Origin of the sequence: Niastella soli (assembly GCF_017742245.1) — a bacterium.
Taxonomy (GTDB): domain Bacteria; phylum Bacteroidota; class Bacteroidia; order Chitinophagales; family Chitinophagaceae; genus Niastella; species Niastella soli.
Genome location: NZ_JAGHKO010000001.1, coordinates 2,403,993 through 2,430,344 on the forward strand (window position 1 = coordinate 2,403,993; position 26,352 = coordinate 2,430,344).

Consider the following 26,352-nt stretch of genomic DNA (forward strand, 5'->3'; position numbering starts at 1 on the left):
ATTTTGTAAATATAGTTTCATATGGAATCAACCCAAGGAATCGTATACATCCTCACAAACCCCGCCATACCAAACATGATAAAAATTGGTATGACTTCTCAGGAAGATGTAAAATATAGAATGGCTCAATTATATAATTCGGGTGTTCCATTGCCATTTGAATGTGTTTATGCCGCAAAAGTGAGCAATTTTGAAAAGGTTGAAAAGGCTTTGCACATTGCCTTTGGACCAGATCGTGTCAATCCCAAAAGAGAATTTTTTGCAATAGATCCTGCTCAGGCTATTGCTATTATAAAATTGATGGAGATAGAGGATGTAACTCCCAAGGTAGCCAATGAGAAAGAGACAGTAGATGAAGTGGATCGAGAAGCAGGTGTAGAATATGCAAGGAAAAACAGGCCCCGGTTAAATTTTAATGACATGAATATTCCTATTGATAGTGAACTGGTATCTGTTGAAAATGGGGAAGTGGTTACTGTTGTAAGCGATAGAACTATTCGGTTTCGGGGAGAAGAGACTTCTTTATCAAATGCAACCAAGATAATTTTGGATATCGAATATCATGTTGCACCGGGCCCTTATTGGACATATAATGGTAGAAAGTTGAAGGATATCTACAATGAAACTTATCCAATGCAATAAATGATTATTAATGAAAAGAAGGTTAATAATTGGTGGCTTTATAAGCCTTTTAATTGTAGGTGCGCTTTATTCGTTACGGAAGTCAGAAGGACCTACACACCCCGCTTTTAATGCAAGTACTAACATTACGCGACTTGATGGAATTAATTTAAAAGATGGTGACATTATTTTCCAAACATCTCTTTCAGCGCAAAGCAAAGCAATTCAGCTGGCGACAAAATCAAAATACTCACATTGTGGACTTATCTTCAAAGATGGGCAGAACTATTATGTTCTTGAAGCAGTTCAGCCTGTAAAAAGTACTCCACTTGAACAATGGATTGCACGTGGACAAGGCGGTAAATATGTAATAAAGCGACTAAAAAATGCTGATCAGATATTAACTGATTCTGTATTGGAAAAGATGAAACAGGTATGTAATCGGTTAAAAGGCAAAAGTTATGACCTGACCTTTGAATGGTCCGACGAAAAAATATATTGTTCGGAACTAATATGGAAGATATATAAACGTGCTGCTAGTGTTGAAATTGGTAAACTTGAAAAACTTAGCGATTTTGATTTAAATAGTGAAGATGTTAAAAATATAATGAAAAATCGCTACGGTAATAAAATCCCCATGAATGAGCAGGTTATTTCTCCTGCGGCTATTTTTAATAGCGATCTTCTGATTACTATAAAATCAAACTATTAAATAAAAGCTCTCAGCTGTCAAGGAAAGCAGACAGTTCAAAAAAGATGTCAAACTGAACGGCATTTAATTATGCAATCGCTTATATAACATAAGCGGCTTTTAGTAATTGCCAGGCGAACTTTCTCCTTTTATCCTCGCCAGATCATCCTCATAATATTTTTGAAGGTTCATCCATATACTTGCGTCCATATTAAGGGCTTTGTCAAATAGTAAAGCCATTTCAGCGTCTATACCTCTTTTCCCGTTAATGATTTCATTCAATTGAGAAGGCTGTACGCCGATTAATTCAGAAAAATCTTTTTGTTTTATTCCTCGTGCTTCTAATTCATCTTTTAAAAGCTCACCTGGATGAATGGCATAGGCAGGCGTAAGACTACTGAGTTTTATAAACATATTCTTGTTGTGGTGCTTAATAACTGGTCCCCTCCAAGGCAAAGATATACGGATTAGATTTTCCCTTTTTAGTTATTGATTTGTATCAATCCGTTAGAAGCAAGCTTTTTATAGGGAAACGTAACTTGTTCAAAAAAATGAAATGTTCATGAATCATGAACACAACAAAAAAATGAACAAGCCGGCTGCAAATAACATTCTTATGGGGGCGCTTCAAAGTTTGGTACCTAGCTGGTACAAAATAGGTACCCAGTTACCTGCTTTAAGTTGACCTGAAAATCAACGACATACTGTAGGGGCAAATAGAAAAGGTACCCAGTTGGTCGCTAAAAAGTACGGAGCACCTTCCTAGAAGAGTATGGTATTAGATCAGTATCATAAACAAAGGCAGCAATTCTGTACCAGTCTGGATGCCTATTGACTTTTCTGTATGAAAATAACAGATAGTGTAACGATGTAAAATTATTAGAGGTTATTAGAGATTTTATTTGAGGTTTTATTAGAGGTTTTATTAGAGTGTAGTTAGTATGTAATTGATCTTTAAATCCTTGTATTTTTTATGGCGGAAATTTATGTCCAATTAATTAGGCAAATCAAAAACCCGCCAGTCTCCTGGCGGGTTCACAAATATGATTACTGGAAACTATTTCCCCGATATAACTGCACTCTTCTCCGCCCCATAATTAAACTGCACACTCCCTTCTACAACTGTATCCACTTTAATCTCACGAGCACGCTCCCCACTCACACTATAAAACTGCGTGGGTGTAGTTAAAGACCGCACCTTGGAAAACGACAGGGCCTGACTGTTCTCAATATTGATCAACGGAGAGGTTTCACTGCACTGTAAAGCAACATTAGAAAGAGAAACATTGCTCGCTTCGATCAACTCCGCGCCGCGGCGGCTCTTGATCGTTATATCAGAGAGGTTAATATCCTTAATGTTCATCTCAGGCAACCCACGGATCAGCATGGCACGGGAGGCGCCATCGCAGGTAACGTTGTTGATATAGAACTTGCGGAACTGCGGCGTACCTTCATTCACCGGTGGGATCTCTACTTTGCCATTGGTAGCGGCCAGGTTGGTGGGTTTGCCAAAGTAGTACATATCGAACAGAATGGCATCGCCAACGATGTTGCGCATGCTGATATTTTTGATATAGATATTTTCCACCACACCGCCTCGGCCGCGCTGGGTCTTGAAGCGGAGTCCTACATCAGTACCGATGAAGGAACAGTCGGTAACAAAGATGTCGTGTGCCCCTCCACTCATTTCACTGCCTATTACAAAACCGCCATGCGCTTTGTATACAATGTTATGGTGGATATAAATATATTGCGATGCTTTGCCCGCCTTACGGCCTTCTTCATCTTTTCCTGACTTAATACAAATACCATCATCGCCGCAATCCAGCGTACTGTTCTTTACTTCTACATACGAACACGATTCTATATCCATGCCATCGCCATTCTGGGCGCTGGGCTGGTTGCGTACGCGCACGCCGTCAAAAGTTACGTGCTCACAATATAAGGTATGCAGGTTCCAACAGGGACTGTTTTGGAAGGTAGTGTTTTGTAATAACACCTTTTTACAATTCCTCAACACCACCATATTGGGTCGCAGGTAATCTTTTATGGCCTCGTAGTCGGTCTTGGGGCCTTTATCATACTCGGCCTTCATATATGCTTCGGATGGGTACCAGCTGCGTCCATCTTCGGTCACCACACCGCCGGAGGCTACCAGCTTCTTCCATTCGCCTTCGGTCAACTTATCTTTCTTTATCATCCGCCACACATCGCCATTGCCGTCAATAACACCATCTCCGGTTATGGCTACATTCTCCAGATCGGTACCGGAAATAGGCGCCTGGTTGCGCACCGTCTTCTTTCCTTCAAAATGACTTTCTATTAACGGGTACTGCGTTTTATCGCTCGTAAACTGTAACAAGGCCGACCGGCTTACATACAGATTCACGTTGCTTTTTAAAACAATCGGGCCGGTTAACCAAATCCCCTGCGGTATATTAACCACACCTCCGCCTTGCTTGCTGCAGGCTTCTATGGCTTTGTTGATAGCCTCCGTATTCAACGTTATTCCATCTGGCTTGGCGCCAAATCGGGTGATCTGGATGGTGTCTTTTTTAAATACGGGTGTCTGTACCTTAGGTAAATTGTTCCAGGAATAGGTGCCTGTTTGTGCCCTGCTTAAAAGGGTAATGCCTATCATAAGGGTTACTGCTACACTGCGCTTGATCATATTCATTGGTAATGTCTGCGTTTTATTCTTTTAATTAATAAGCCCATCGGGGATCGCCAATGGCACCGCCTGCACTGCTTACTGTTCGTAATACCGAATTCACCGGTAAGGTAAAATCGATGGTGCTGGCCGTCCAGCCCAGGTTGATCAGTTGATTATTCACCTGCGTAATATTGGTTGTTGGCCATGTTAATACGGCTGGTGTGGCTGCTCCGTTGGTTAAATTGAACGTATTGTTATTGCTAAAGACGATGCCTGTACCTGCTGCGGTTGCATTGATGGCCGCCGTAAGTACTGTTCCGCCAGGGCGGGGTATATTGGCTATAATGCTGTTTGTAAGGTTCAACTTAACGGGATTGCTGCCCGCATTCATAATGGCGTTCAGGTTGGTCGATCCAAAATTGTTGAATGTACAATTATCAAAAGTAACGCTGGGTACACTGGGCAGCACGGTTGAGATGCTCAACAATTGGCGTCCTATATTATAAAAAGTAGATTTGGTCACCTGCATGGTATTAAATGCCAGCTCGTTCAGGTGAAAACAGCTATAGTTGCTTACGCCAATATCATATACCAATGCATTCTTAATTATGATCTGGTTCATAGTATAATCGCCGGCTGCAGCGCCCCTGTCGGCCCTGAAGAAGCTGGTAGCTAGCCCATGCACTATGCAATTACTGATGCTTACCTGGGTATAGGCGCACTTCTCGCCATCGGCTGCAGCACCCGTAAGGTTTATAAAATAGGCGGCGGCTCCAGGGGTGCCATCCAACTCAATGCCTTGCAGGTTAATTCCGGCGCCATTGCCGCGTAACGTAAATTCCTTGAAGGCTACTTTAGTATCGGCCGGGTTATTTGAAAGCGATTTAATGGTCACCGTTTTTTGCATCATGGCAAAGTTGCTGCTACCTGTATAAGTACCGGGTTTCAACCCAATCACTGCATTGTTGGCCGCTGCTGTAATGGCGGCGCCCAGATCATCACCTGCATTCAGCACGGTAGTGTACACCGTTGGCGCCAAAGTTTTGAAAAACAGGAAGCCTTTGCTCTTAGTGCCTGCAAAGATCTCCGCAATGTAAGTGGTGTCTGCAATTAAACCGGGGATCAGTTTCACGCCACTGCTCAACTCTGCGGGCGTTAATTGGTAAAGATCAATTTTTCCTTTATTGAGCGCAATCGCCAACGTGGTTAACGTGTTATTGGGTGTCCAGCGCAGGGTGACTGAGTTTTCATTCAACTCTACATCCCGGAGCGGGAAAAACCATTGCTCGCCATTAATGGAAAAGGCGCTGCTTCTTTCCCATTTCGATTCGGGCTGGTTGTCATAGTTTTCTGCTTTTATACGTACATAATATTTCTGGCGCAGTTTTATTTTTTCATCACTTACTGTGATGCTCAGTGTGTCGGTGATAATACTGAACTCTGATGTTTCAAACGTGGAGTCCTGCGAAAATTCCGCCGTATACGACAGGGGCAAACCCGTGGCCAGTATCGGCGCACTCCAGGTCACCGTGGCCGTGGTAGCCGTGGTTTTTACCGATATGCCCTGTGGCTTGAATAAGCGTGGTGGCTCGAGCCCTGCATTGGGATCGTCTTTTTTACAGGAGGAAATAGTTGCCAGTAATAAAAACGCTGCTACTATATATTGTGTTGATCGATTCATGGGTGCTGTTTTAATAACCAAAGTTTTGTTCCGTATTGGTGTTTAACTGCAAAATGGTTTGGTGGAAAGGGAATACCTCTTTCTTATTGCTTTCAAAATAGGTGGCAAACCCGCTCGATTTCCCGGTAATGTACTCTTCGTTTATGGAAGCCCGCCAGTTCTTGGTGATCCATTCTTTTGTTGGCGCAGTAGAAGAGCCCAGTCCGGGTTGGAACAGGGTAGCCGATGGCTCACCGCCATAGGTATCCAGGGTGGCAAATTCTTTTCCCGACTCCACCACATTGTACACGGCTGGTTTTACATACACGTATTTGGGCACATTCACATACGGCCCTTCACCATTCATCAGCTGTCGCAGCTTCACCCGCGTTTCTTCAAACTTGGCGCCGATGATGTTCCAACGTATCAGGTCGTACTTGCGAATGGCTTCGCCGCCAAATTCCAGCAAACGTTCTTTTACAATAGCATTAAAAAAGCCGGCATAATCGGTGGGGATAGCGGGAATGCGGCTTTCATTTCCAACAAAGGCCCGCTTCCTGATCTCCATTAGTGCGTTTTGCGCCTCTGTGGATGGACCGCCATTCAATTCATTATCGGCTTCGGCAAATAGCAACAATACATCTGCAAACCGTAACACGGGCCAGTTTACGGCCAGCGTTTGGGAAGTGCCTACAATGCTTGTCCACGACTTTCTGAATTTGGCATCGGTCATGTTGTTAAGGGTGTTCAATACTTTATAAGTGCTGTCGTTGATCTCGTATGAACCAAGGGTAACATCGCGGCGTACATCGCCCAGTTGATCAAATTCATAGAAGTAAGTAGCAATCGCCAGCTCGCCGCCGCCACCGCCGCCAAAGCGGGAGGAAGCGTTGATGCGAATACCATTGTAATACCCCAGCTTCGTATCGGTACGGGCGCCTGCGCCATAAGCCCCTACTTCAAACATCAACTCATTAGTAGGATCAAGGCGGGTGCTGGTATGCAACGATTTAAAAATGTTCTCATATACCGGGTTTAAATCGTGCTGGTCCCGGCGGCTCATCAGTTCTTTACATTCGTCATACGCGATCTTCAGGTAATCTTTATAGTTATTGCTGCGCAGCATGGTGTGTGATGCTTTATCCATCATATAGCTGCCGCGGAACATGGCTATCCGGGCGCGCAGTCCTTTAATGGCTCCTTTGGTGAACCGCGTACCGGGGTAACCGGCGTCTTTTATCCAGGGCACCAGGGTTTCAGCTTCTTTCAGATCATCCAGCAAACGTTCCAGTATTTCCCGGCCCGATGTTACGGGTACATCGAGCAATGTTGTTTGTATGGAAGGTTCCCACTGTGCTACCACGTTGCCCCAGTTCTTTACCAGGGTAAGGTAGAACCAGGCACGTAAGGCCAATGCTTCGCCCAGGTATTGTCCCATTACTGCCTGGCTCGCAGAACCATCTGCAAACAGCGGTGATTTGCGGATGCCATCGATACAGATATTCGCTCTTTCAATACCTGCATATAATTGGTTGAATCCGTTCTGTAGCTCGCCATTCTCACTGTTGGCGCCATACATGCTCACCCCCCGCCGGTCCTGTGCACTGTAACTGCCTGAGGTTTTAAAATCATCGGCCGATACTGCCCAAATAGTGCCTTCCTTGGTGGCGCCATTATCGCCGCATAGTTGATTGTATACGCCAATGATGGCTGAGTTGGTATAGGAAGCGCTGTTGAAAGTAGCTTCCTGTGAAATGGTGGAAGGGCTTACCACATCCAGGTATTTTTTGCAGGAACCCAATGCCAGGCTTACTACGAACAAACCGGCAATGGCTTTTTTATAATTGCGTGTCATGATCTTTCCTTTTTAATCGTTAAAAACTTACATCGATACCAGCCAGCATATACCGGCTGCGGGGATAGGCTGCATAATCAACGCCGGGCGTTAATGGATTGCTGCGGCGGGTATTTGCTTCCGGATCGAACCCGGTGTACTTTGTAAAGGTGTACAGGTTGTTTACGGTAGCGTATATTCTGAAACGCGAGAATACTTTGCTGCGTTTCAGCAATTGTTGTGGTAAAGAATAACCGAGGGTTACATTGCTCACACGCAGGAATGACCCGTCTTCAATAGCGTAAGAGGTGAGAATGTACTGACCGCCGGGTGGTGTCCAGAATTTGGTTGTGGCGTTCATGGATTCCAGCTTGCCGGGATCGGTAACCAGTGCGCCGTTGTCATCGTACCATTTCCAGCGGTTGCTTACATCGGCCAACATGTTGTTGTCTTTATACAGGTATTGACCGGTAAACTCGGTTTTGTTGGCATTGTACGTTTCATTGCCAATAGAAAAGTTTACAAAAACAGTGGCATCGAAATTTTTGTAACTGAACTGCTGGTTCAGGCCACCTGCTACTACCGGGAATGCATTACCCAACACTTTTTTATCTGCTTCTGTAATAGCATTACCTGGCGCATCACTTAATTTCTTCAGTTTCATATCACCGGGAGCGGGGTCTTTGCTGCCTAATGCGATGTCGCGGTCGGTGGGTATATCTGCTTTCAATTTATAAGTATAGGTATTGGCGCTGGCATTATAAGTAACATCGAAATCGCTGAGCTCGTAGCGACCATCGCTTACATATCCATAAAACTGACCGATAGGCCCGCCTACATCAGCCAGGAAATCGAATCCATTGATCCCGCCTGATGATACGGTATAGGAAGTTTTCGGATTGCCATATTGATCATTACCCAGGCTTACGATCCGGCCCCTGTTGTGGGAAATGTTAAATGCTACATTGTAAGAAAAATCGGTAGTCCTGATAACGCTGGCGTTTAACTGCAGCTCCACACCTTTGTTTGAAGTTTTTCCTACGTTTTCTAATCGTTCGGGATAACCAGAAGTAGGAGCGATCTTGGAAGTCAGCAGCAGGTCCTTGGTATTGTTACTGTAATAATCAAGGCTTACACTCAACCGGTTATTCAACAGGTCCATATCCAGACCCAGGTTGCGGCTTACAGTTGTTTCCCATTTTAAATTGGGATTGGCGAGTGTGCTGGATGCAAAACCAGGTGTTACCGCTTCCGTTACCGCATAACCATTATTACTGCTGGCAGCATATAATGTTTTATACAGGTCAATACCAATACGGTTGTTGCCGCCTGACCCATAGCTTGCCCGAAGTTTTAAATTATTTAGCCAGGCCAGGTTGAGTTTGGTGAAGAACTCTTCATTGCTGATCCGCCAGGCTAGTTGAGCTGATGGGAATACCGCATTCCGGTTTTGTGCCGGGAACAAGGACGAGCCATCGCGTCTTACGATAAAGTTGGCCAGGTATTTATCATTATAATTGTAAGAAGCCCGGCCAAAGAAAGACGCGAGGCGTGTACCCGATTCTGAGGTAGTAGGTGGGTCTTGCACCGCGCCGCTGGGTGGGGTCGCTTTTTGGATACCTGCAAAAGCCTGTTTATCGGTAATATCAACCGGCAACCACTTCATGGTAGTTCCAAAGTCGCGTGAGTTGCTTTGGTTGATCTCCTGACCCGCCAGCAAAGTGAATTTATGTAATTCCTTTATGGCAAAATCGTAAGTAATTGTATTGGTGTTGGTGAGCGTAAGGGTTGAATTGGTAGATAGTTGTACCACCGGCATATTGGCATTTTGCCGGGCTATACTCGTGATAGCGCTGTTGAACTGATCTGTCCTTTTTTCAGTACTGGTAATACCAACCACCGTACGAACAGTTAGCCCGGGAATAATGGTGTACTGCGCATTGCCACTGGTGATGATCTGGTTATTGTAATCATTTTTGGTAGTGGACCATGCATCCATCGTTGGACCGGTGAGGTTGGTAAGGTTGGCATAGTCGGGATCGAACTCATCGATGGTTGATTCCAGCCCATGTCCTTCATACGGCCGGTACCGAACGGCATTCCGCAGGCGGTTGTTGCTTTGCGAACCGGAGTTGCTGGTACCAGCGCCCCAAACCATCTGGCGGCTGTAACGCGCATTGAAACCAAACCGGAATTTTTCCGTGGCAATGTTATCATACCGGAAGGCGGCAAAGATCCGTTTGGCTCCGGAATTCAACATAATACCATCTTCCTTATAATTATTTAAAGTGAAATTGTAGTTGGAGTTTTTATTGCCGCCAACAATGTTCATGTTTTCGGTATGCGACAGGGCATCACGGCCGAATATTTTTTGCTGCCAGTCGGCAAATGGAACGTTCTTGTAAATATCCAGGTCTTCAAACGTGCCGTATGATTTGGTGAAGGCATCTTTGGTCTGCTGATCGGTATTCCGGTTGTACAACTGGTATTGATACAACACGTAATCATAAGGGTTCATCACATCCAGCTTGTTGGTGATGTTACGGATCCCGGCATAGCTGCTCAGCCCTACCGTGGTGCGGGTGCTGTTCTTGCCGCTTTTTGTAGTGATGAGCACTACGCCATTGGCACCCCGGGCGCCGTACACAGCAGTAGAAGCTACATCTTTCAATACATCGATGCTTTGGATCTCCTGCGGCGAAATTACCGAGAGCGCATTCTCCACCTGTATACCGTCAACAATATACAAGGGCGAGTTGTCTTGCGTAATGGAACCGCCCCCGCGTACCCGGATGGTGATATCGGCACCGGGTTTACCTTCTGAGGTGATCACCGATACACCCGCCAGTTTGCCGGCCAGCGCTTCTGCGGCTGTAGCAACCGGGAAATCTTTCAGGTCTTTAGCGCTTACGGAAGAAACGGCGCCGGTAACTGCATTTTTGGAAACGCTGCCATAACCGATGTTGATCACGGTAACTTCTTCCAGCGACTTCTTGTCTTCCTGCGTTAAGGTGATTTTAATGTCTTTCTGATCGGTAACCACATATTCCATATTAAGGTAACCAACATAAGTGGCTACCAACGTAGTGGTACCGGTTTCAGGAATGGCGATCTTGAAAAGACCTTTGTCGTTGGTGAGGGTGTAGATTTTGGAACCCTTAATAAGGATGGTGGCTCCCACCAGGGGTTCCTGGCTCTTACCGAGCACCTTCCCGGTCACCATGCGGGTTTGTGACCATACAGTCAAAGATAATAGCAAACACAGCAGTGTTTGAATGACAAGCTTTCTCATCGTTAGGGTTTGTTGTTCGAATCAAACATACAGGTTGGCTCCCGCGATGAGGTTTGGTATTTGACCAAATAGGTTTAAAAATTGGTAATAGAGGCGAAAGCTGTCTAGTGGGAGTGTAAGAGGGTGAATGTCAATAGGGAGAAGGTTGACCTATAAAGTGCATCATTTGAACTTGCCTTTGTAGTGGGTTGAATGGCATCCCGATAAATCGGGACAGGCTCTGACAGGTCATTGGTTTCTGACTTGGTCGACCTGTCAGGTCTGCTTTGCATCTTGGCTTGGCGAGTTCAAAATGCAGACCTTACAGGTCTTAGCTAATTGGAATGACCTGTAAGGTGCATCATTTGACCTTGCCTTTGTAGTGGGTTGAATTGCATCCCGATAAATCGGGACTGGCTCTGACAGGTCTCGTGGTTAAATTAAGACTCCGACCTGTCAGGTCCAAGTCATCAGGTTGATTGTGCGAGTCCCAATGATGGACCTTACAGGTCTTGTTTATAATGTTTCTTCACATACTCACTAGGTGTAACCTCATACCTCGCCTTAAAGCACGTACTGAAATACTTGGCATTATTAAAACCAACTGAGTAAGCGATCTCGGAAATATTACCTGCCCCGGCATCGAGCAATTGTTTGGCGCGTTTCAGTCGCATCTCCCGAACGAATTCGACGGGCGCAAGTCCGGTGAGTCCTTTGAACTTGCGGTAGAAGGTAGTACGGCCCATGGTAACGGTCTCTGCCACGGTATCAATATTGAAATCCGCATCTGTCATTTTCTCTTCTACAATAGCTACTATCTGTTGCAGAAAGGTCTCATCACGGGAAGTGATGGACACATCACCTGGTTCCAGCTCAATGGTCTTTTTATTGTCAAGTAGAGAAGCCAGGATCTTTTTACGCTTGCTGATCAGGTTACGAATGGCCGCTTCCAGAAAATCCTGCCGGAAGGGTTTGGTGATGTAATAGTCGGCCCCATATTCCAATCCTTCAATCTGGCTTTCCACGGCGCTTTTGGCAGTCAATAAAATAACAGGGATATGACTGGTGGCCAAATTGTTCTTTAGGTTATCCAATAACTGGATGCCATTCATTTTGGGCATCATCACATCACTCAACACCAGGTCGGGTTGCAATTCAATGGCTTTGGCCAATCCTTCTTCACCATTCTCCGCCACTTCAACCCGGTAATGGGTAATGAACTGGGCCCGCAAAAATGACCGCAGATCGTTATTGTCCTCTACGACCAATAACAACGGCTGATTGCCATCCTGTGCTACAGCAGGGGCTGGCGTTTCCCGGTTCATTCCTAATTCAGGGTTGACTCCTTCAATAGGCGGCTGAAAGGCCAATGTCGTTTTTGGCGCTTCTGCCTTACCCACTGGTACAACTACCGTAACGGTCAAGCCGCCGGCTTCATTGTTACGTGCTGTTATGGTACCACCGTGCAGGGTGATCATTTCTTTGGAAAGGGCTAATCCAATACCAGTGCCTTTCATGGACTTGCTATTGGTCTCTGTTTCTTCATAGAACAACTCAAAGATCTGGTTGAGCAATTCGGGTGGAACGCCCTTGCCCTGATCGCTGACCTCAAATTGTAGTTTGTTATGATCAGGTAATTGTTTAATGTGAACACGGATGGCTTTTCCTTCAGGCGTAAACTTAAAGGCATTGGCCACCAGGTTATAGATCACCGTTTCTATCTTGTTCAGGTCGAGCCAGGCTTCTATTTCTTTCGATTCGCTCACTACCTGGAAGTCGATGCGTTTTTCTTTTGCCAGTTCCAGAAAATATTCGCCAATGCTTTTTACAAAGGAGATCACTTCCACTCTTGAGGTATGAATGCTGGCCTTACCGCTTTGCAGTTTTCGCAGATCGAGCAACTGGTTCACAAACCGTGCCATGCGGTGGGCGTTCTTGCGAACTACTTCTATGTACTGCCGGCCCTGGGTGCTCAGGTTTTCCTGCCGGCCAATTTCTTCAATGGGGTTTACAATCAACGTTAGTGGTGTACGCAGTTCGTGCGATACATTGGTAAAGAAGTTCAGCTTCAATTCCGCCAGTTTTTTCTCTACTGCAATCCGTTGCCGTAAGCGCAGGTTGGTGATCGTGGCTCTGCGAACGATCTCGAAGATGATGGCTGCCGCCAATACATAAATAAGATACGCCCACCAGGTCTTCCACCAGGGTGGCAGAATGGTTATTTGTATACGTTTTACCGGCTCTTTGCTGTACAGGTCGGGGTTTATACATTTTACTTCAAACACATAATCCCCCGGTGGCAGGTTGGTATAAGTAGCGCGGCGCTCGCTGCGGTTGTAATGCCAGCCGGTATCGAACCCTTGTAAGCGGTAGGCATAAGATTGTTTGTCGCTGGAGCGATAATCGAGCACCCTGTAATCGATGCTGATGTTGTTTTGATTATACGCCAGTTTCAATACAGGCGTATAGTCCAAAGAAACAGGCAGGATATTATCCTTGCCCCCAGTAACAATATTGGCATTGTTTATCTGCAAATTGGTCAACGCCATCTCAGCGGCGATGGGATGATTGACGATGGCATTGGGATCAAAGGTCAAAAAGCCTTTGATGGTGCCAAATACCAGTTGACCATTCTGCTGGCGGATACCCGATGCTTCCGAGAAAGCATATTGCGGTACACCATCGTAAGAGTTATAATTACGGAAGATCTTTTTCTGCAGGTCGAATTTAGATAACCCGGTTTGTGTGGCAATCCATAAATTATGCTCCTGGTCTTCCTGACAACTCAACAGGTAATCGTTGGGCAAACCATGCTGCGTGGTATATACTTCGAAACGTAAACGCTTCATGGGGTCATCCCCGATAGCCTGGTTCAATCCACCCCCTGAGGTCGCCAGCCACATGGTATTGCGGGAATCGCGGTAGATAAACTGGATATCATTGTTCCCAAGGCTGTGTGCATCGCCCGGGATCTTCTGGTACATGGCATAGGTGAATTTGGCGGGGTTACTGGTGTTCACAACCAGTAAACCATCAGTGGTGCCCAGCCAGAGCCGGCCATCCTTGTCCTGGGCCATATGCCTTATTTTATGAAACAGGTTCACGGGATAGTCGCTTAATGCGTTCCGATCGTGTACAAATGTGACGCGATCGCCCTCGGTAACAACGAGGTCGAGCCCGGTCTCAAAACTGGCTACCCAGATGCGGCCTGCTTTATCTTCAAGCAGTGAGTATACTTCGTTGTTGGTGATGCTGCCCGGGTCTTCAGGCTTATGAAGGTAATGATACAGCTGGTATTTTGTTTCGGCAGCGTTCAACGGAACGGCTTTATATAAACCATGTGCTTTGGTACCTAGCCAGATGGCGCCGGTTCTATCCTGTAGCATGGAATACACCAAACCTAAACCATCGGCAGGCATATTGGCAAACAGGTTATCTACTGGTTTCCCGTTGTCATATACATACAGCTTCCCGCCTTTCCCGCCGATCCATAATCGCTTTTTGCGGTCTTCAAGCAGTCCGCGTACTTCATTGTCTGACCGGAATGTGCCCGGGTTTATCAACAGGTGTTGTTCAAATGGATTGCGTTGAAAGGTTATTTTCTCAATACCCCGTTCCTCGGTGCGTAACCAGAGCAAACCTGCCGGGTCGTAATACGAGATAATGGCAATATTCGAGAACTGGTGATTGGGGGCGTTGGGTTCGTTATAAAAATAATCAACTTTGTCTGTTACAGAATCGTAATAGCCAAAACCGCCGCCTTTTAAATTCACCCATACCCGTTGCTGGTTATCTTCAAAAACACCAAAATGGTCGCCCGAATAATTATACTTCGAATTGTTCTGTTGATGATAGGTTTTCGATTTGCCAGTTACCGGGTCAACCCTGATCACGCCTTCGCGTTGTGGTTCTACCCAAAGATGGCCGGTATGGTCTTCATAGATGGAACGCAGGGCATTGCCGGGGTCGTTTATCAGCTGACTGGTAGTAGTAAAGCCATGGCCAAAATTCAGTGCCAGCAATTCTCCTCCGACTGATGTGGCATAAAGCCTTGTTTGGTCCTTGTTTAACAGTAAACCATTTATTGCCGATTTACAAAATAACCTAACGCCAAATGTACCATCAGGCTGTTTAACATATAAACGCCCGTCATTACCGCCAAACCAAAGCACTGATTCATTAGCATCCGTTGTAACACAGGTGAATGCAATACCTGTTGGGATGAAATCAATTGGTATATTTTTATAAACACCTTTGTCGTCTTGCTTAAGGCAAACCAATCCTTTTTGTGTACCTACCCATATTTCTCCATTCTTTAATTCTTTAAAAAAGTAGATCTGGTTCGAGGGCAGGTTGAATTCTTTTGACAATCCTTCCTGGTAGGCATAAAAAGCTGAGGAATCCGCTTGTGGGGAAGTCACCAGTAACAATCCTTCATTTTGGGTCTCGATCCATATTCTGCCCTTTGTAGTGGAAAGAATGCGCCGGAAAGAATATTTATTCCGGGGTGGCAGTTTCACAATGGATGACAAGGGCCGCATTTTTTCCGTGCGCTTGTTGAACCGGTATATTTGTCCGTCGTAACCCTGGATCCATAAATGCAGGAAATCATCTTCCATGATCTGATCGAGCCGGTTGCTTTTTAAAGAAGACTGATCGCCAGGGAAGGATTTATAGGCAACAAAACGTTGTCCATCAAAGCGGTTGATGCCATTCCAGGTGCCGAACCACATAAAACCTTCGCGGTCTTTGTAAATACTGGTAATAATATCGTGTGAGAGCCCATCTTCTGTAGAATAGTGCTCGATCTTACACTTGGGCTGGGCAAACAGGGTGGTTACTGCCAGCAGTTGAAAAATCAACAGCCAAAAACAATATGGGGGAATCCTCTTCATAACACAAACAATCGTTCAGGGTAAGGCTACCGCTACCACTGTTTAACAATATAGTGAAAGTAACCATTTACTTGTAAAATCTACCTTTTTTATGTCCCATTTTATGGTCTGTTGGGTGTTTTCATTTCTTAATCCATGTAAGCGTGCTTATGATGGGTGCGCTTATTTTTTTATTTATATTGCCGGTGAATTGATCGTATGTTATTGACCATTACATCGGCTCACCAGCCGGCATCTGACTTGAGTTATCTGCTGCACAAGCACCCTGATAAGGTTCATGAAATTGAAATTTCTTCAGGGGTGGCCCATATATTTTATCCCGAAGTGAGTGAAACCAAATGCACGGTTTGTCTGTTGCTCGATATTGATCCGGTGGGCCTGGTACGCCGTAATAGTGGCCCGCGTGGAAATGATTTTGCCCTGGAACAGTATGTGAACGACCGGCCGTATGTGGCCAGCTCTTTTATGAGCGCCGCTATTGTAAAGGCATTTTCTACTGCCATGAGCGGTCGTTGTAAAGACAAGCCCGAACTGGTAAACGTACCGATTCCCCTGGAAGTTGAACTGGCAGCCATACCGGTACGTGGTGGCGAAGCAGTAGTGAAAGAACTGTTTGAACCACTGGGCTATACTATCCAGATGGAACGGCATCCGGTTGATCCGAAATTCCCTGAATGGGGCGAAAGCCGGTATTTTACGCTCCGCTTAACCAATACAGTGACGGTTCAGCACTTATTGTCGCATCTCTATATTCTGATCCCCGTTTGCGATAACGATAAACATTACTGGACCGGCCAGCAGGAAATGGAAAAGCTGCTGGAAAAAGGGAAGGACTGGCTGCCCACGCACCCGGCCCGGGTATTCATTGCCCTGCGTTATTTAAAACACCAGCGCAGTCTGGCGAACCAGGCCATGGCGATGCTGTTAAAGGATGAGGTGACAGAAGACGATGAAGAAGGAAGAACAGAACCGGAACAAAAAATAAGGGTGCATGACCTGCGATTGCAGGCAGTGCGGGATGTGCTGGTTAAAGCAAACGCCAAAACGGTGGTTGACCTGGGCTGTGGGGAAGGCAAGTTGTTGAAATTACTGTTGGAAGAAAAACAGTTTGAGCACCTGCTGGGAATGGATGTAAGCTATCGTTCTTTGGAAATTGCAAAAGACAAATTAAGGCTTGATAAACTGTTGCCCAAACAACGGCAGCGGATTGAATTGATACAAGGTTCCCTTACCTACCGCGATAAACGCATTGAAGGTTTTGATGCAGCGGCGCTGGTTGAAGTGATTGAGCATCTGGATGAACCGCGGCTGGCTGCATTGGAGAAGATCATCTTCAAATATGCAAAACCAATTGATGTGGTGATCACAACACCCAATGCGGAGTATAATAAACGGTTCGGGAATTTAGCGGCCGGACAAATGCGGCATTCCGATCACCGCTTTGAATGGACAAGAGCCGAGTTTCAACAATGGGGCGATCGCCTGGCAGAGCTGTATAATTACAGCGTGGTGTATAAGCTTGTTGGGGAAGAAGACCCAGAGGTAGGCGCCCTGACGCAAATGGCGGTTTTTACAACGAAAGACACAACAATAGGAGCACAGCGATTTTTATCATATGGCAAGCAATAGGAACATACATATACCGGAATTGTCGTTGGTGGTGTTGATGGGGGCCTCCAGCTCGGGTAAATCAACTTTTGCCCGCAAGCATTTCAAACCTACGGAGATCGTTTCCTCCGATCAATGCCGCGCACTGGTTAGCGATAATGAGAACAGCCAGGAAGCTTCCACAGACGCGTTTGACCTGGCACGTTTTATAACCGGCAAGCGGTTGAAGGCCGGTTTGTTGACAGTTATTGATGCCACCAATGTACAGGAGAGTGCGCGGAAAGACTGGGTACGCCTGGCGCGCGAATACCACGTGCTGCCGGTAGTCATCGTATTCAATATGCCGGAGAAATTGTGTGTGCAGCGCAACGAAGCAAGACCCGATCGCGATTTTGGTAAACATGTAATACCCCAACAGGTAAGTCAGCTGAGAAGAAGTGTACGGCACCTGAAACTGGAGGGTTTTCGGAATATTGTGGAGCTGCGTTCGCCTGAGGAAGTGGATGACATTGAAGCCATCGTTCGCGACCCATTGTACAACAATAAAAAACAGGAACAGGGGCCGTTTGATATAATCGGTGATGTACATGGCTGCTATGATGAACTGGTTCAACTGATCGAAAAACTGGAATATCAAGAGGTAGAAGGAATATACAGTCACCCCGCCGGCCGTAAGCTGGTTTTTGTAGGTGATCTGGTTGACCGGGGGCCTAAAACGCCAGCTGTTCTGGACCTGGTGATGACCAATGTAAAAGCCGGTACTGCATTTTGCGTGCCCGGTAACCACGATGCCAAGTTGCTGAAATGGATGAATGGAAAAGATGTGACCATTGCCCACGGGTTGCAGGAATCCATCGATCAGCTGATAAAAGAAACGCCGGCCTTTCGGGAAGAGGTAAAACAATTCCTTGATGGATTAATAAGTCATTATGTATTTGATAACGGGAACCTGGTAGTAGCACATGCCGGTTTGCGGGAAGAAATGCATGGCCGGGGTTCCGGTGCGGTACGCGATTTTTGCATGTATGGCGAAACCACCGGTGAAATTGATGAGTTTGGTTTACCGGTGCGTTATAACTGGGCGGCTGAATACAAGGGGAAGGCCATGGTGGTCTATGGCCATACACCGGTACCCGAACCACAATGGCTGAACCGGACAATAGATATAGATACCGGTTGCGTGTTTGGGGGCAGGCTCACTGCCTTGCGATACCCTGAAAAGGAATTGGTGAGTGTGCCTGCTTTGCGCGAATACGCCGTATCAAAAAGACCTTTACAAAAAAAGGAAGGCCAGTTATCGCTGCAACAACAGCACGACGATGTACTGGATCTTTCCGATGTAACAGGCAAGCATATTGTAGAAACTACGTATGGCCATAACATTACCATCAAGGAAGAGAATGCCATCACGGCATTGGAAGTGATGAGCCGTTTTGCCATCAATCCCAAATGGCTGATCTATCTGCCGCCAACGATGAGTCCATCGGAAACCAGTAAACTCGATGGCTACCTGGAATACCCCACAGAGGCATTTGACTATTATCGCAGTGCCGGGGTGGAAAAAGTAGTTTGTGAAGAAAAGCACATGGGGTCGAGGGTGGTGGTGATAGTGGGTCGTGATGAAAACGCTATTAAGCAAACCTTTGGCATAGAGAACGAAGGCATAGGAACCGTATATACTCGCACGGGTCGGCATTATTTTAACCATAAGAAAACAGAACAGGACTTCCTGTTGTTGGTAAATGACGCCCTGGAGAAATCCGGGTTTTACGACCGGTTCCAAACCAGTTGGGTTTGTCTGGATGCAGAACTAATGCCCTGGAGCGCCAAGGCACAAAGCCTGCTGGAAACCCAATACGGCTCAGTAGGCGCCGCTGCTACTCAAAGTATAGGCAGGGCAGTCGCGGCCTTACAACAAGCAGCTAGTCGGAACTCAGCCGTGGTTGACCTGTTGGAGCAATACCAATTGAAACAGCAGCAAACCAAACAGTTCATTAAAGCTTATCGTCGCTATTGCTGGCCCGTTCATAAACTGACCGATTATAAACTGGCACCTTTTCATATTCTGGCCACGGAAGGAAAAGCCTGGGTGCAGGAGTCGCATGAATGGCATATGGAAAATATACAGCTGGTTTGCGAAGAAGACCCTACTGTATTACTGGCTACGCCTTATAAGATCGTTGAGCTGAATGACGAAGCCAGTATACAGGATGCTACCAACTGGTGGTTGTCGTTAACAGCAAAAGGCGGGGAAGGCATGGTGGTGAAACCCTTTTCTTATATTCAGACCAACAAAAAAGGACTGGTGCAACCTGCCATCAAGATCCGGGGACAGGAATACCTGCGCATTATTTATGGCCCAGAGTATACCACACCCGGGAATTTGAACCGGTTAAAGTCAAGGGGATTGGGCGCCAAACGTTCCCTGGCATTACGGGAATTTGCATTGGGCGTGGAGGGGTTGGAACGATTTATAAAAAAAGAACCATTGCGCCGGGTGCATGAATGCGTGTTTGGCGTATTGGCCCTGGAAAGCGAACCGGTTGATCCGAGATTGTAGGTAGAAGCAGATGCTTGCGCCATTGCAGGAGCTTTAAGACCTGTAAGGTCTGCCTTCTAAACTTGCCGGGCCAGCGTGATGAACAGACCTGACAGGTCGCCTAATTAAAACCAGAATCTGTCAGGACCGCTACACCAACTAATTGTTCAGCATCCAATGGCGGACCTTACAGGTCTTATGCTAATTGAACTCGACCTGTCAGGTCCAAGACATCATACTGATAGGGCGAGACCCAATGATGGACCTTACAGGTCTTTACCTACGCCATTGTAGCGGATGCTTGCAAGTCTATTCGTTTTTCACATAACTTAACAACATGAAGTTTTTACACCCCGCTATAAAGGAAGGCAAAAAGTATTTGAACCCGGTGCCTACAAGCATAGAAACTGGTACCAGTATTTGGGCGGTATTATGGAAGTACCTCACCAATAAAAACGAAACCACGCCTAAAAAACAGTTAGGCCCTTTTAGTACCGATACATCGGTTTACCAACAACCACCGGCCTCGGGTTTGCGGATAACCTGGGTGGGGCATTCCAGTTTGTTGATTGAGGTGGATGGGCTGCGCATTCTCACAGACCCCGTTTGGAGTGCACGGGCGTCGTTTTCACAGTCATTTGGCCCCAAACGATTTTTCCCAGCGCCTTTGTCGTTGCAAAACCTGCCCCCACTGGATGCCATTATTATCTCGCACGATCATTATGATCACCTCGATAAACAGGTGATCCCTTTTTTTGCTTCTTCCAATGTACCATTCTATTGTTCCATTGGCGTTGGCCAGTATTTAAATGCCTGGGGTATTCAACCCGAACGGATCAATGAAATGAACTGGATGGACTCCTTTCAGATCACGAACAATTGCAAACTCACCGCATTGCCGGCACGGCATTTCTCAGGACGTAAACTCAATAACCGCTTTGAGACCCTGTGGTCGTCGTTTGTAATAAAAACAAATAACCATAATATTTACTATGGCGCCGATTCAGGCTGGTACGATGGCTTTTATGAAATAGGGGAGGCCTTTGGTCCATTTGATTTAACCATGCTGGAAATAGGCGCATACAATACAAGCTGGGCCGATATTCATATGGGACCGGATAACGCCGTGCATGCACACCTGGCATTAAAAGGAAAACTGATGATGCCCATTCACTGGGGCACTTTCAACCTGGCCCTGCATCCCTGGTATGAGCCTATCCAACGACTATTGGTATTGGCGGCAGAAAAGAACATTCCCTTATTTCTCCCCAAACCCGGAGAACCAACCGAAGTAACCGGGGCCTATAATTCAAAATGGTGGATGTAACCAACAATATATTCAAATAATAAGTTAGATCTCTTTCTGTCTGGCTATCAGTGCAGCATGACGCTACCAGATGGCTAAACGCCCAACAACGGCAACTATTTCTATTAAGGAATGGTTGCCGTTGTTGTTTTAGTATAAACGGACCCTCTTGTGTGCCGAATTAGTTATAAATTCAAGTACACTTTACCAATGAAACATTAAATAAAATCGCAATGAAAAAGACGATCCTTGCCATCCTGCCTGTCTTGCTTATTGCAAGCGCCTTTCAATTATCAACTACTCATAAAAACAAACCCGCCGCACCTATCATTACGGCCGATGTAAAAGGCCGGATAGACGCTACCTTAAAAAGATTTACTGATTCCGGTAAAACAGCCGGCGTTTCCGCTCTCATTTTTGAAAAAGGAAAAGAAGTGTACTTCAATGCCTTTGGGTATGCCGACCGGGAAGCAAACCGGCCCATGGACCGCAATACCATTGTGCGCATTTTTTCCATGACAAAACCGGTGACAGGCGTGGCATTAATGACGTTGTATGAAAAAGGCGCTTTTCAACTCGATGAGCCGCTTTCGAAATATTGTCCGGAGTTTACCAATATGCAAGTCTACAAAGGAGTTGATGCCAATGGCAACCTGATAACAGAGCCTGCCAAACGCCCTATTACCATTCGCGATATCACACGGCATACAGCGGGTTTTGCCGGGATGGAAATTCCCGCCCTGGCCAAATTGGTGAGGGAGGCTAATTATATGAGCCCGAATAATTCGCTGAGTGAAATGGCTAAAAAGCTGGCCAGTCTGCCCCTGGAGTTTCATCCTGGTGATCAATGGGCGTATGGGCCTTCGGTTGATGTACAGGCTTACCTGGTTGAAAAGTTATCTGGCAAACCCTTCGATCAATACGTGAAAGAGACCATCCTCGATCCGTTGAAGATGACCAACACGCATTATGTGGTGCCCGAAAATGACCTTAACCGGTTTGCAGCTTTGTATAACAGAAGCGATGCCGGCGTATTGACCCGTGTTCCCGATGCCCAGGCCAATGCCTTCAACACAAAGGACTGGGCGTTGAAACCCGGTGGATTTGGGCTTACAAGCACCCTTGATGATTATATGAAGTTTACCCAAATGCTGGTGAATAAGGGTATGTTAGGCAACGTGCGCATATTGAAACCTGAAACAGTGAAGTTGATGTCGACCAGTCATTTGAGCGACACCATTACAAAACGCCTGTGGCTGCCCAGCAAGGGGCGGGTTGGGTTTGGAATTGATTTCGCGGTACGTACGCAACCACCGGCCAATAAAGAAGAGAACAATGGGGTAGTAGGCGAATTCTTTTGGGATGGCGCCGCCAGTACCATGTTCTGGGTTGACCCGGCCAATGAACTTACCGCTGTTCTATTTACACAACTGGTACCTTTTGATAAAGTAAAACTGCATAAGAGTTTCCGCGATGCGGTGTATGGGGAGTTTAATTCTGCTGGAATAAAATAGAGGAGAGTATTCTGAATAGTCGGGATTAATCCCAATAAGCAATTTAAAAGGTCGGTTACCGTTACTGTGCGGTTAACCGACCTTTTAATTTTATACTTTTCATGATGTACTTCCCGAGACACAAAATGCTGGCCGTTATATTGGGCGGCTTATTAATTTTTTCAGCCTGTAAAAAAGATTCGGATTCTGGCCCGGCTGTAGAACCACTTAGCGTTGCTGCAGTGAAGCCCGATGACATATTGACCATTAAGGGACAAAATTTTGACGCCAATGCAAGCGGAAATATTGTAAAATTTGGCGATGTGATAGCTTTAGTTGTAAGCGCCACTGAAACTGAAATAAAAGTAAAAGTGCCTGGTACAAGCGCTACAGGTACTATTTATACGCTCACCGTAACGGCGCATGGTAAAACAACTGAAGTAGGGGTAATAGCTATTGTTCCTTTAACTTTTTATGCAGTGAAGGGAACCTTTGCAAGCGGTGCAGAATATAAAGTGATTACCATCAATCCCGGGGATGGCAGTGAGTCGTTGATCGCGAGCGTTGGCGAAAGGATCAATGATGTGGTATACCTTGCAGCTACCAATGAAATTGTGGGCGTAAATGACGCTGGCACCAAACTGGTGAAAGTAAATGTGACCACTAAAAAGGTAAGCTCGGTTGCACTTCCTTCGGGTGCAACGGCTGCTTCTAACTATTTGGTGGTTGATAAAGACAATAACCTGTACTGCATTAAATACGATTATACTGTTACCAACCATCAGACGCAATCGCTGGTGAAGATAGATCCGGTAACAGGTAATGCTACGGTTATTAAAACATTTGAAAGCACAGATGACTGGTATGAACCAGTATATGTTGCCGCCACTAATGAAGTGATTGGATTAAAAAATGAGGGCAAGAGTTTATTCAAGTTAAATCTTACTACAAAGGATACTTTAACAGTAAACTTACCCGGATCAGCCACTACAGAGTACCGGGAGTTGATAGTGGACGATGAATCGAATTTATTTGCCTATAAAGCTCATTTGCATGGCGACCCTACCGACGTGGCAAAATTAGTGAAAGTAAATGCGGCAACCGGCGAGGAAAAGTTGGTGAAGGACTTACCTGTTAATGGTAAATTTCATGACAAAATTATTTATGTTTCAAAACTGAGCGAGTTTTTGGGCATTTGGGACCAGTTGGTTGTATTCAGGCTTAATATGTGGTCGCTGACATACGATTTCTCGCCCAATCCCCCCACATTAGACAACACTTATACTAATCTTACTTCGAATTAATATTAAAAGGAAAGGGCCCCGATCGAGGGCCCTTTCCTTTTATACAATTCAGTCTAATTATTTCTTCAGTTGTTCCAGCATCCATACGGCATGCGCATTCTTCGGATCGAGTTGTACTGCCTTTTCATAATTCTCGATCGCTTCTTTTTTCTTGCCACTGCGTTTATAGGCTTCGCCCAGGCTTTCAAAAGCTGTTGAAGAATTTGGATATTCCTGGGTATTCAATTCCAATATTTTTATGGCGGCGGGCATTTTCTTTGCCTGGCGCAGGTCATTGGCTACATAGTTCAGCTGGCTTTCGTCAAAGACCAGGCCAGGACTTCTGTTCGTCTTCATGCTCTTATATTCTTCAATTGCTTTGTCAATATTTTTGTTTTTAACCGTTTCCAGCACAAAGTCATGCATCGCCCAGATGTAGCGGTAAGGCTTTACAGGGATAGAAGGCATTAAAATATGATACGCCAGGTCATTGATCTGGTTCATGGAATTGGCCAGGATCACCACGCCCGTTTTTTTAGTCCTGTTCAACAGGATGATCGATTTGTAACCGCCCGTAGTACCATCCTTCCATAAGTATTCATCGCCGTCCTTGGCCTTTTCCAGCGTCCAGCCCAGGGTTACATCACCTTCCCCCCTTCCTTTTGAAATGCGGGGGATGTGTGCTAGCTCCATAGCAGGGTACAAGTCGGTTTTTACCAGTCCCAAATTAGCGGCAGCAAACGTCAACAGATCATTTACATCGGAGCGGATGGCGCCAGTTCCCTGTATAGCAGGCATGTCCCAGTTCTTAACCGGTGCGCCGTATTCAGCGTGTCCACCTGCCAGTTTTTTTGTCTGGTCGGGTGTTAAGGTTATGGTGGTATTGGTTAAGCCCAGTGGTGTGCAGATCCTTTCTTTTACCAGGGTCTCATAAGGTTTGCCTGCTATTGTCGACAGAATATTACCTAACAATCCATATCCAACGTTGGAATACTGGAACCAGGTGCCGGGCGCATAGTCGAAATTGCTGCGGCTAACATAATCATATAACTGTTCAATAGTATAATCGACCCATGGATAGTCGGGGTCTTTGGGATCATAGTTATCCGGAAAGCGAGGCCAGCCTACTGAGTGGGAGGCCAGGTGCTGCAGGGTAATGTGTCTGTCCTTTATCACCGGAACTTTTACACTGGCAGGGAGATATTTTGAAATGGGGTCGTCGAGGTTCACCTGTTTTTTGATTACCATATCGGCCAGCAGCAGGGTGGTAAATACTTTGGTAACGGAACCAATCTCATACATCGTGTTGCCATCGGGCACGCTTTCTTTTTTATCAACGAAAGAACCTGCCCCCACCACCTGGCGTTTGCCGGTGGCGTCAATAGTGCCCACCACAATGCTGGGGCATCTTTTAAGCTGTACTTCCTTGTTGATAATGGCAGAAATGTCGTCGGCAGATAGTTGCCCAAAGCCGAGGCTGCAGCCGATCACGAGTAGGAGGCCGGTAAACAGGTAAACTTTCATGGTTTTAATAGGATTATTAAGATATATGGATAAACGAACGTCAAAATACAAAAGATGTTGTTTTTAGGAAATGGAGAGGATAAAAAACAGTAAGGAAAGGTGAGTCACCCTTAAAGGGTGGCTCACCTTTTGGCCATTGTAATAAAGGTGAGCCACTCTGGAAGAGTGACCCACCTTTTGGCTATTATAATAGAGTGACCCACCTTTAATGATGTAGGGCTAAAAAAAGACCCTCCCGGTGCGTCGGGAGGGCCATATTAAAATTAGATTAGAAGCCTGGTTATTTACCGCCCATTGGCGCGTAGCACCACAATATCTTTTTGCACCTTGTCGTCGTAAGTCTTTTTGATGATGTAATGCCAGTTGCGTTCGGCAACATCCACAAAAAAGATCTCCCCTTTTTGATGGGCCGCAACGGCGTCCTGCACTTCTTTCGGGAACATCAGTTCGCCAAAGAACCAGTCGGTATCGCCTTTGGTGGTATTGCCGTCCATTGTGTATTGGTCACTCAATTGTTCCCAGTTGGCGCCGGCAGTGGCTTTAGAAACGATCAGTTTTTTCATACTGTCTATTTGAGAAGGCGACAGGGAGCTGCCATCGAGGAAGATATAACTGGCGCGATAGGCGATGGATTCTTTTGATTCCACCACTTTGTAGGTAACATACCCTACAGAAAAGATATCGCCCTGCTTTTGCTTTAAGAGGCGTTTGTCGATCAGCGAGGTGTCCTTGCCATACGTAAGGCGTAAAATAGCCGGTTTTATATCCGGGTTGGCATCTACGAATTGTTGGGCCTGTTGTGCTGTTCCGATCTTTTGAAACTTTTCTACCAATGTTGGTTGTGCAATAGCGGCTGCTGTAAAGAGCACTAATAAAACCGACAAGCTAAATTTCATATATTATTGTTTTCTGTTGTTTTAATGACGTTCGGGAATGTTATGAACAAAAGCAAGGGCAAGAAGTTTTGGAAGTTA

15 protein-coding genes are annotated in these 26,352 nt (G+C 45.8%); 7 read left to right on the forward strand and 8 right to left on the reverse strand.

Going from position 1 to position 26,352, the window contains the following annotated elements:
- The first annotated feature begins 21 nt into the window (after window positions 1–21).
- Window positions 22–642, forward strand: coding sequence for a GIY-YIG nuclease family protein (locus J7I42_RS10090; protein WP_209138651.1), 621 nt, complete (start codon window positions 22–24; stop codon window positions 640–642).
- Window positions 643–652: 10 nt separating this feature from the next.
- Window positions 653–1,333, forward strand: a complete 681-nt coding sequence (locus J7I42_RS10095) for a YiiX family permuted papain-like enzyme (RefSeq protein WP_209138652.1) — start codon at window positions 653–655, stop codon at window positions 1,331–1,333.
- Between the two features lie 99 nt (window positions 1,334–1,432).
- Here the strand turns inward: J7I42_RS10095 and J7I42_RS10100 are convergent, their stop codons facing one another.
- The 6 genes from J7I42_RS10100 to J7I42_RS10125 form a co-directional block, all read right to left on the reverse strand.
- Window positions 1,433–1,726, reverse strand: coding sequence for a HigA family addiction module antitoxin (locus J7I42_RS10100; protein ID WP_209138653.1), 294 nt, complete (start codon window positions 1,724–1,726; stop codon window positions 1,433–1,435).
- 643 nt (window positions 1,727–2,369) lie between these two features.
- Entirely contained in the window at window positions 2,370–3,989 is a 1,620-nt protein-coding gene (locus J7I42_RS10105; RefSeq protein ID WP_209138654.1) for a glycoside hydrolase family 28 protein, read from the reverse strand.
- A gap of 28 nt (window positions 3,990–4,017) precedes the next feature.
- A complete protein-coding gene (locus J7I42_RS10110) occupies window positions 4,018–5,646 on the reverse strand; it encodes a DUF4957 domain-containing protein (protein WP_209138655.1) in 1,629 nt (542 codons plus the stop codon).
- A gap of 10 nt (window positions 5,647–5,656) precedes the next feature.
- Complete coding sequence (locus J7I42_RS10115; protein WP_209138656.1) at window positions 5,657–7,480, reverse strand: RagB/SusD family nutrient uptake outer membrane protein; 1,824 nt, start codon at window positions 7,478–7,480, stop codon at window positions 5,657–5,659.
- A 19-nt stretch (window positions 7,481–7,499) separates the two neighbouring features.
- Window positions 7,500–10,751, reverse strand: coding sequence for a SusC/RagA family TonB-linked outer membrane protein (locus tag J7I42_RS10120; RefSeq protein ID WP_209138657.1), 3,252 nt, complete (start codon window positions 10,749–10,751; stop codon window positions 7,500–7,502).
- Window positions 10,752–11,233: 482 nt separating this feature from the next.
- Complete coding sequence (locus J7I42_RS10125; RefSeq protein ID WP_209138658.1) at window positions 11,234–15,625, reverse strand: hybrid sensor histidine kinase/response regulator transcription factor; 4,392 nt, start codon at window positions 15,623–15,625, stop codon at window positions 11,234–11,236.
- Between the two features lie 198 nt (window positions 15,626–15,823).
- Here J7I42_RS10125 and J7I42_RS10130 point away from each other — a divergent pair, with 198 nt between their 5' ends.
- From J7I42_RS10130 to J7I42_RS10150, 5 genes are all read left to right on the forward strand, one after another.
- Window positions 15,824–17,254: a 3' terminal RNA ribose 2'-O-methyltransferase Hen1 gene (locus tag J7I42_RS10130; RefSeq protein WP_209138659.1), complete on the forward strand. Its 1,431-nt coding sequence runs from the start codon at window positions 15,824–15,826 to the stop codon at window positions 17,252–17,254.
- Window positions 17,241–19,793: a polynucleotide kinase-phosphatase gene (locus J7I42_RS10135; protein WP_209138660.1), complete on the forward strand. Its 2,553-nt coding sequence runs from the start codon at window positions 17,241–17,243 to the stop codon at window positions 19,791–19,793. The genes J7I42_RS10130 and J7I42_RS10135 overlap by 14 nt, the downstream gene beginning before the upstream one ends.
- Before the next feature lie 316 nt (window positions 19,794–20,109).
- Entirely contained in the window at window positions 20,110–21,099 is a 990-nt protein-coding gene (locus J7I42_RS10140) for an MBL fold metallo-hydrolase (RefSeq protein WP_209138661.1), read from the forward strand.
- Window positions 21,100–21,311: 212 nt separating this feature from the next.
- Window positions 21,312–22,592, forward strand: a complete 1,281-nt coding sequence (locus J7I42_RS10145; RefSeq protein ID WP_209138662.1) for a serine hydrolase domain-containing protein — start codon at window positions 21,312–21,314, stop codon at window positions 22,590–22,592.
- Between the two features lie 101 nt (window positions 22,593–22,693).
- Window positions 22,694–23,875: an IPT/TIG domain-containing protein gene (locus J7I42_RS10150; protein WP_209138663.1), complete on the forward strand. Its 1,182-nt coding sequence runs from the start codon at window positions 22,694–22,696 to the stop codon at window positions 23,873–23,875.
- 57 nt (window positions 23,876–23,932) lie between these two features.
- Here the strand turns inward: J7I42_RS10150 and J7I42_RS10155 are convergent, their stop codons facing one another.
- Together J7I42_RS10155 and J7I42_RS10160 are read right to left on the reverse strand one after the other, a co-directional pair.
- A complete protein-coding gene (locus tag J7I42_RS10155; protein ID WP_209138664.1) occupies window positions 23,933–25,378 on the reverse strand; it encodes a serine hydrolase domain-containing protein in 1,446 nt (481 codons plus the stop codon).
- A 284-nt stretch (window positions 25,379–25,662) separates the two neighbouring features.
- Entirely contained in the window at window positions 25,663–26,274 is a 612-nt protein-coding gene (locus tag J7I42_RS10160; protein ID WP_209138665.1) for a hypothetical protein, read from the reverse strand.
- Between the last annotated feature and the right edge of the window lie 78 nt (window positions 26,275–26,352).

Coding starts and splice junctions, on each gene's coding strand:
- J7I42_RS10090 (WP_209138651.1), top strand. CDS start 22: ATGGAATCAACCCAAGGAATCGTATACATCCTCACAAACCCCGCCATA.
- J7I42_RS10095 (WP_209138652.1), top strand. CDS start 653: ATGAAAAGAAGGTTAATAATTGGTGGCTTTATAAGCCTTTTAATTGTA.
- J7I42_RS10100 (WP_209138653.1), bottom strand. CDS start 1,726: ATGTTTATAAAACTCAGTAGTCTTACGCCTGCCTATGCCATTCATCCA.
- J7I42_RS10105 (WP_209138654.1), bottom strand. CDS start 3,989: ATGAATATGATCAAGCGCAGTGTAGCAGTAACCCTTATGATAGGCATT.
- J7I42_RS10110 (WP_209138655.1), bottom strand. CDS start 5,646: ATGAATCGATCAACACAATATATAGTAGCAGCGTTTTTATTACTGGCA.
- J7I42_RS10115 (WP_209138656.1), bottom strand. CDS start 7,480: ATGACACGCAATTATAAAAAAGCCATTGCCGGTTTGTTCGTAGTAAGC.
- J7I42_RS10120 (WP_209138657.1), bottom strand. CDS start 10,751: ATGAGAAAGCTTGTCATTCAAACACTGCTGTGTTTGCTATTATCTTTG.
- J7I42_RS10125 (WP_209138658.1), bottom strand. CDS start 15,625: ATGAAGAGGATTCCCCCATATTGTTTTTGGCTGTTGATTTTTCAACTG.
- J7I42_RS10130 (WP_209138659.1), top strand. CDS start 15,824: ATGTTATTGACCATTACATCGGCTCACCAGCCGGCATCTGACTTGAGT.
- J7I42_RS10135 (WP_209138660.1), top strand. CDS start 17,241: ATGGCAAGCAATAGGAACATACATATACCGGAATTGTCGTTGGTGGTG.
- J7I42_RS10140 (WP_209138661.1), top strand. CDS start 20,110: ATGAAGTTTTTACACCCCGCTATAAAGGAAGGCAAAAAGTATTTGAAC.
- J7I42_RS10145 (WP_209138662.1), top strand. CDS start 21,312: ATGAAAAAGACGATCCTTGCCATCCTGCCTGTCTTGCTTATTGCAAGC.
- J7I42_RS10150 (WP_209138663.1), top strand. CDS start 22,694: ATGATGTACTTCCCGAGACACAAAATGCTGGCCGTTATATTGGGCGGC.
- J7I42_RS10155 (WP_209138664.1), bottom strand. CDS start 25,378: ATGAAAGTTTACCTGTTTACCGGCCTCCTACTCGTGATCGGCTGCAGC.
- J7I42_RS10160 (WP_209138665.1), bottom strand. CDS start 26,274: ATGAAATTTAGCTTGTCGGTTTTATTAGTGCTCTTTACAGCAGCCGCT.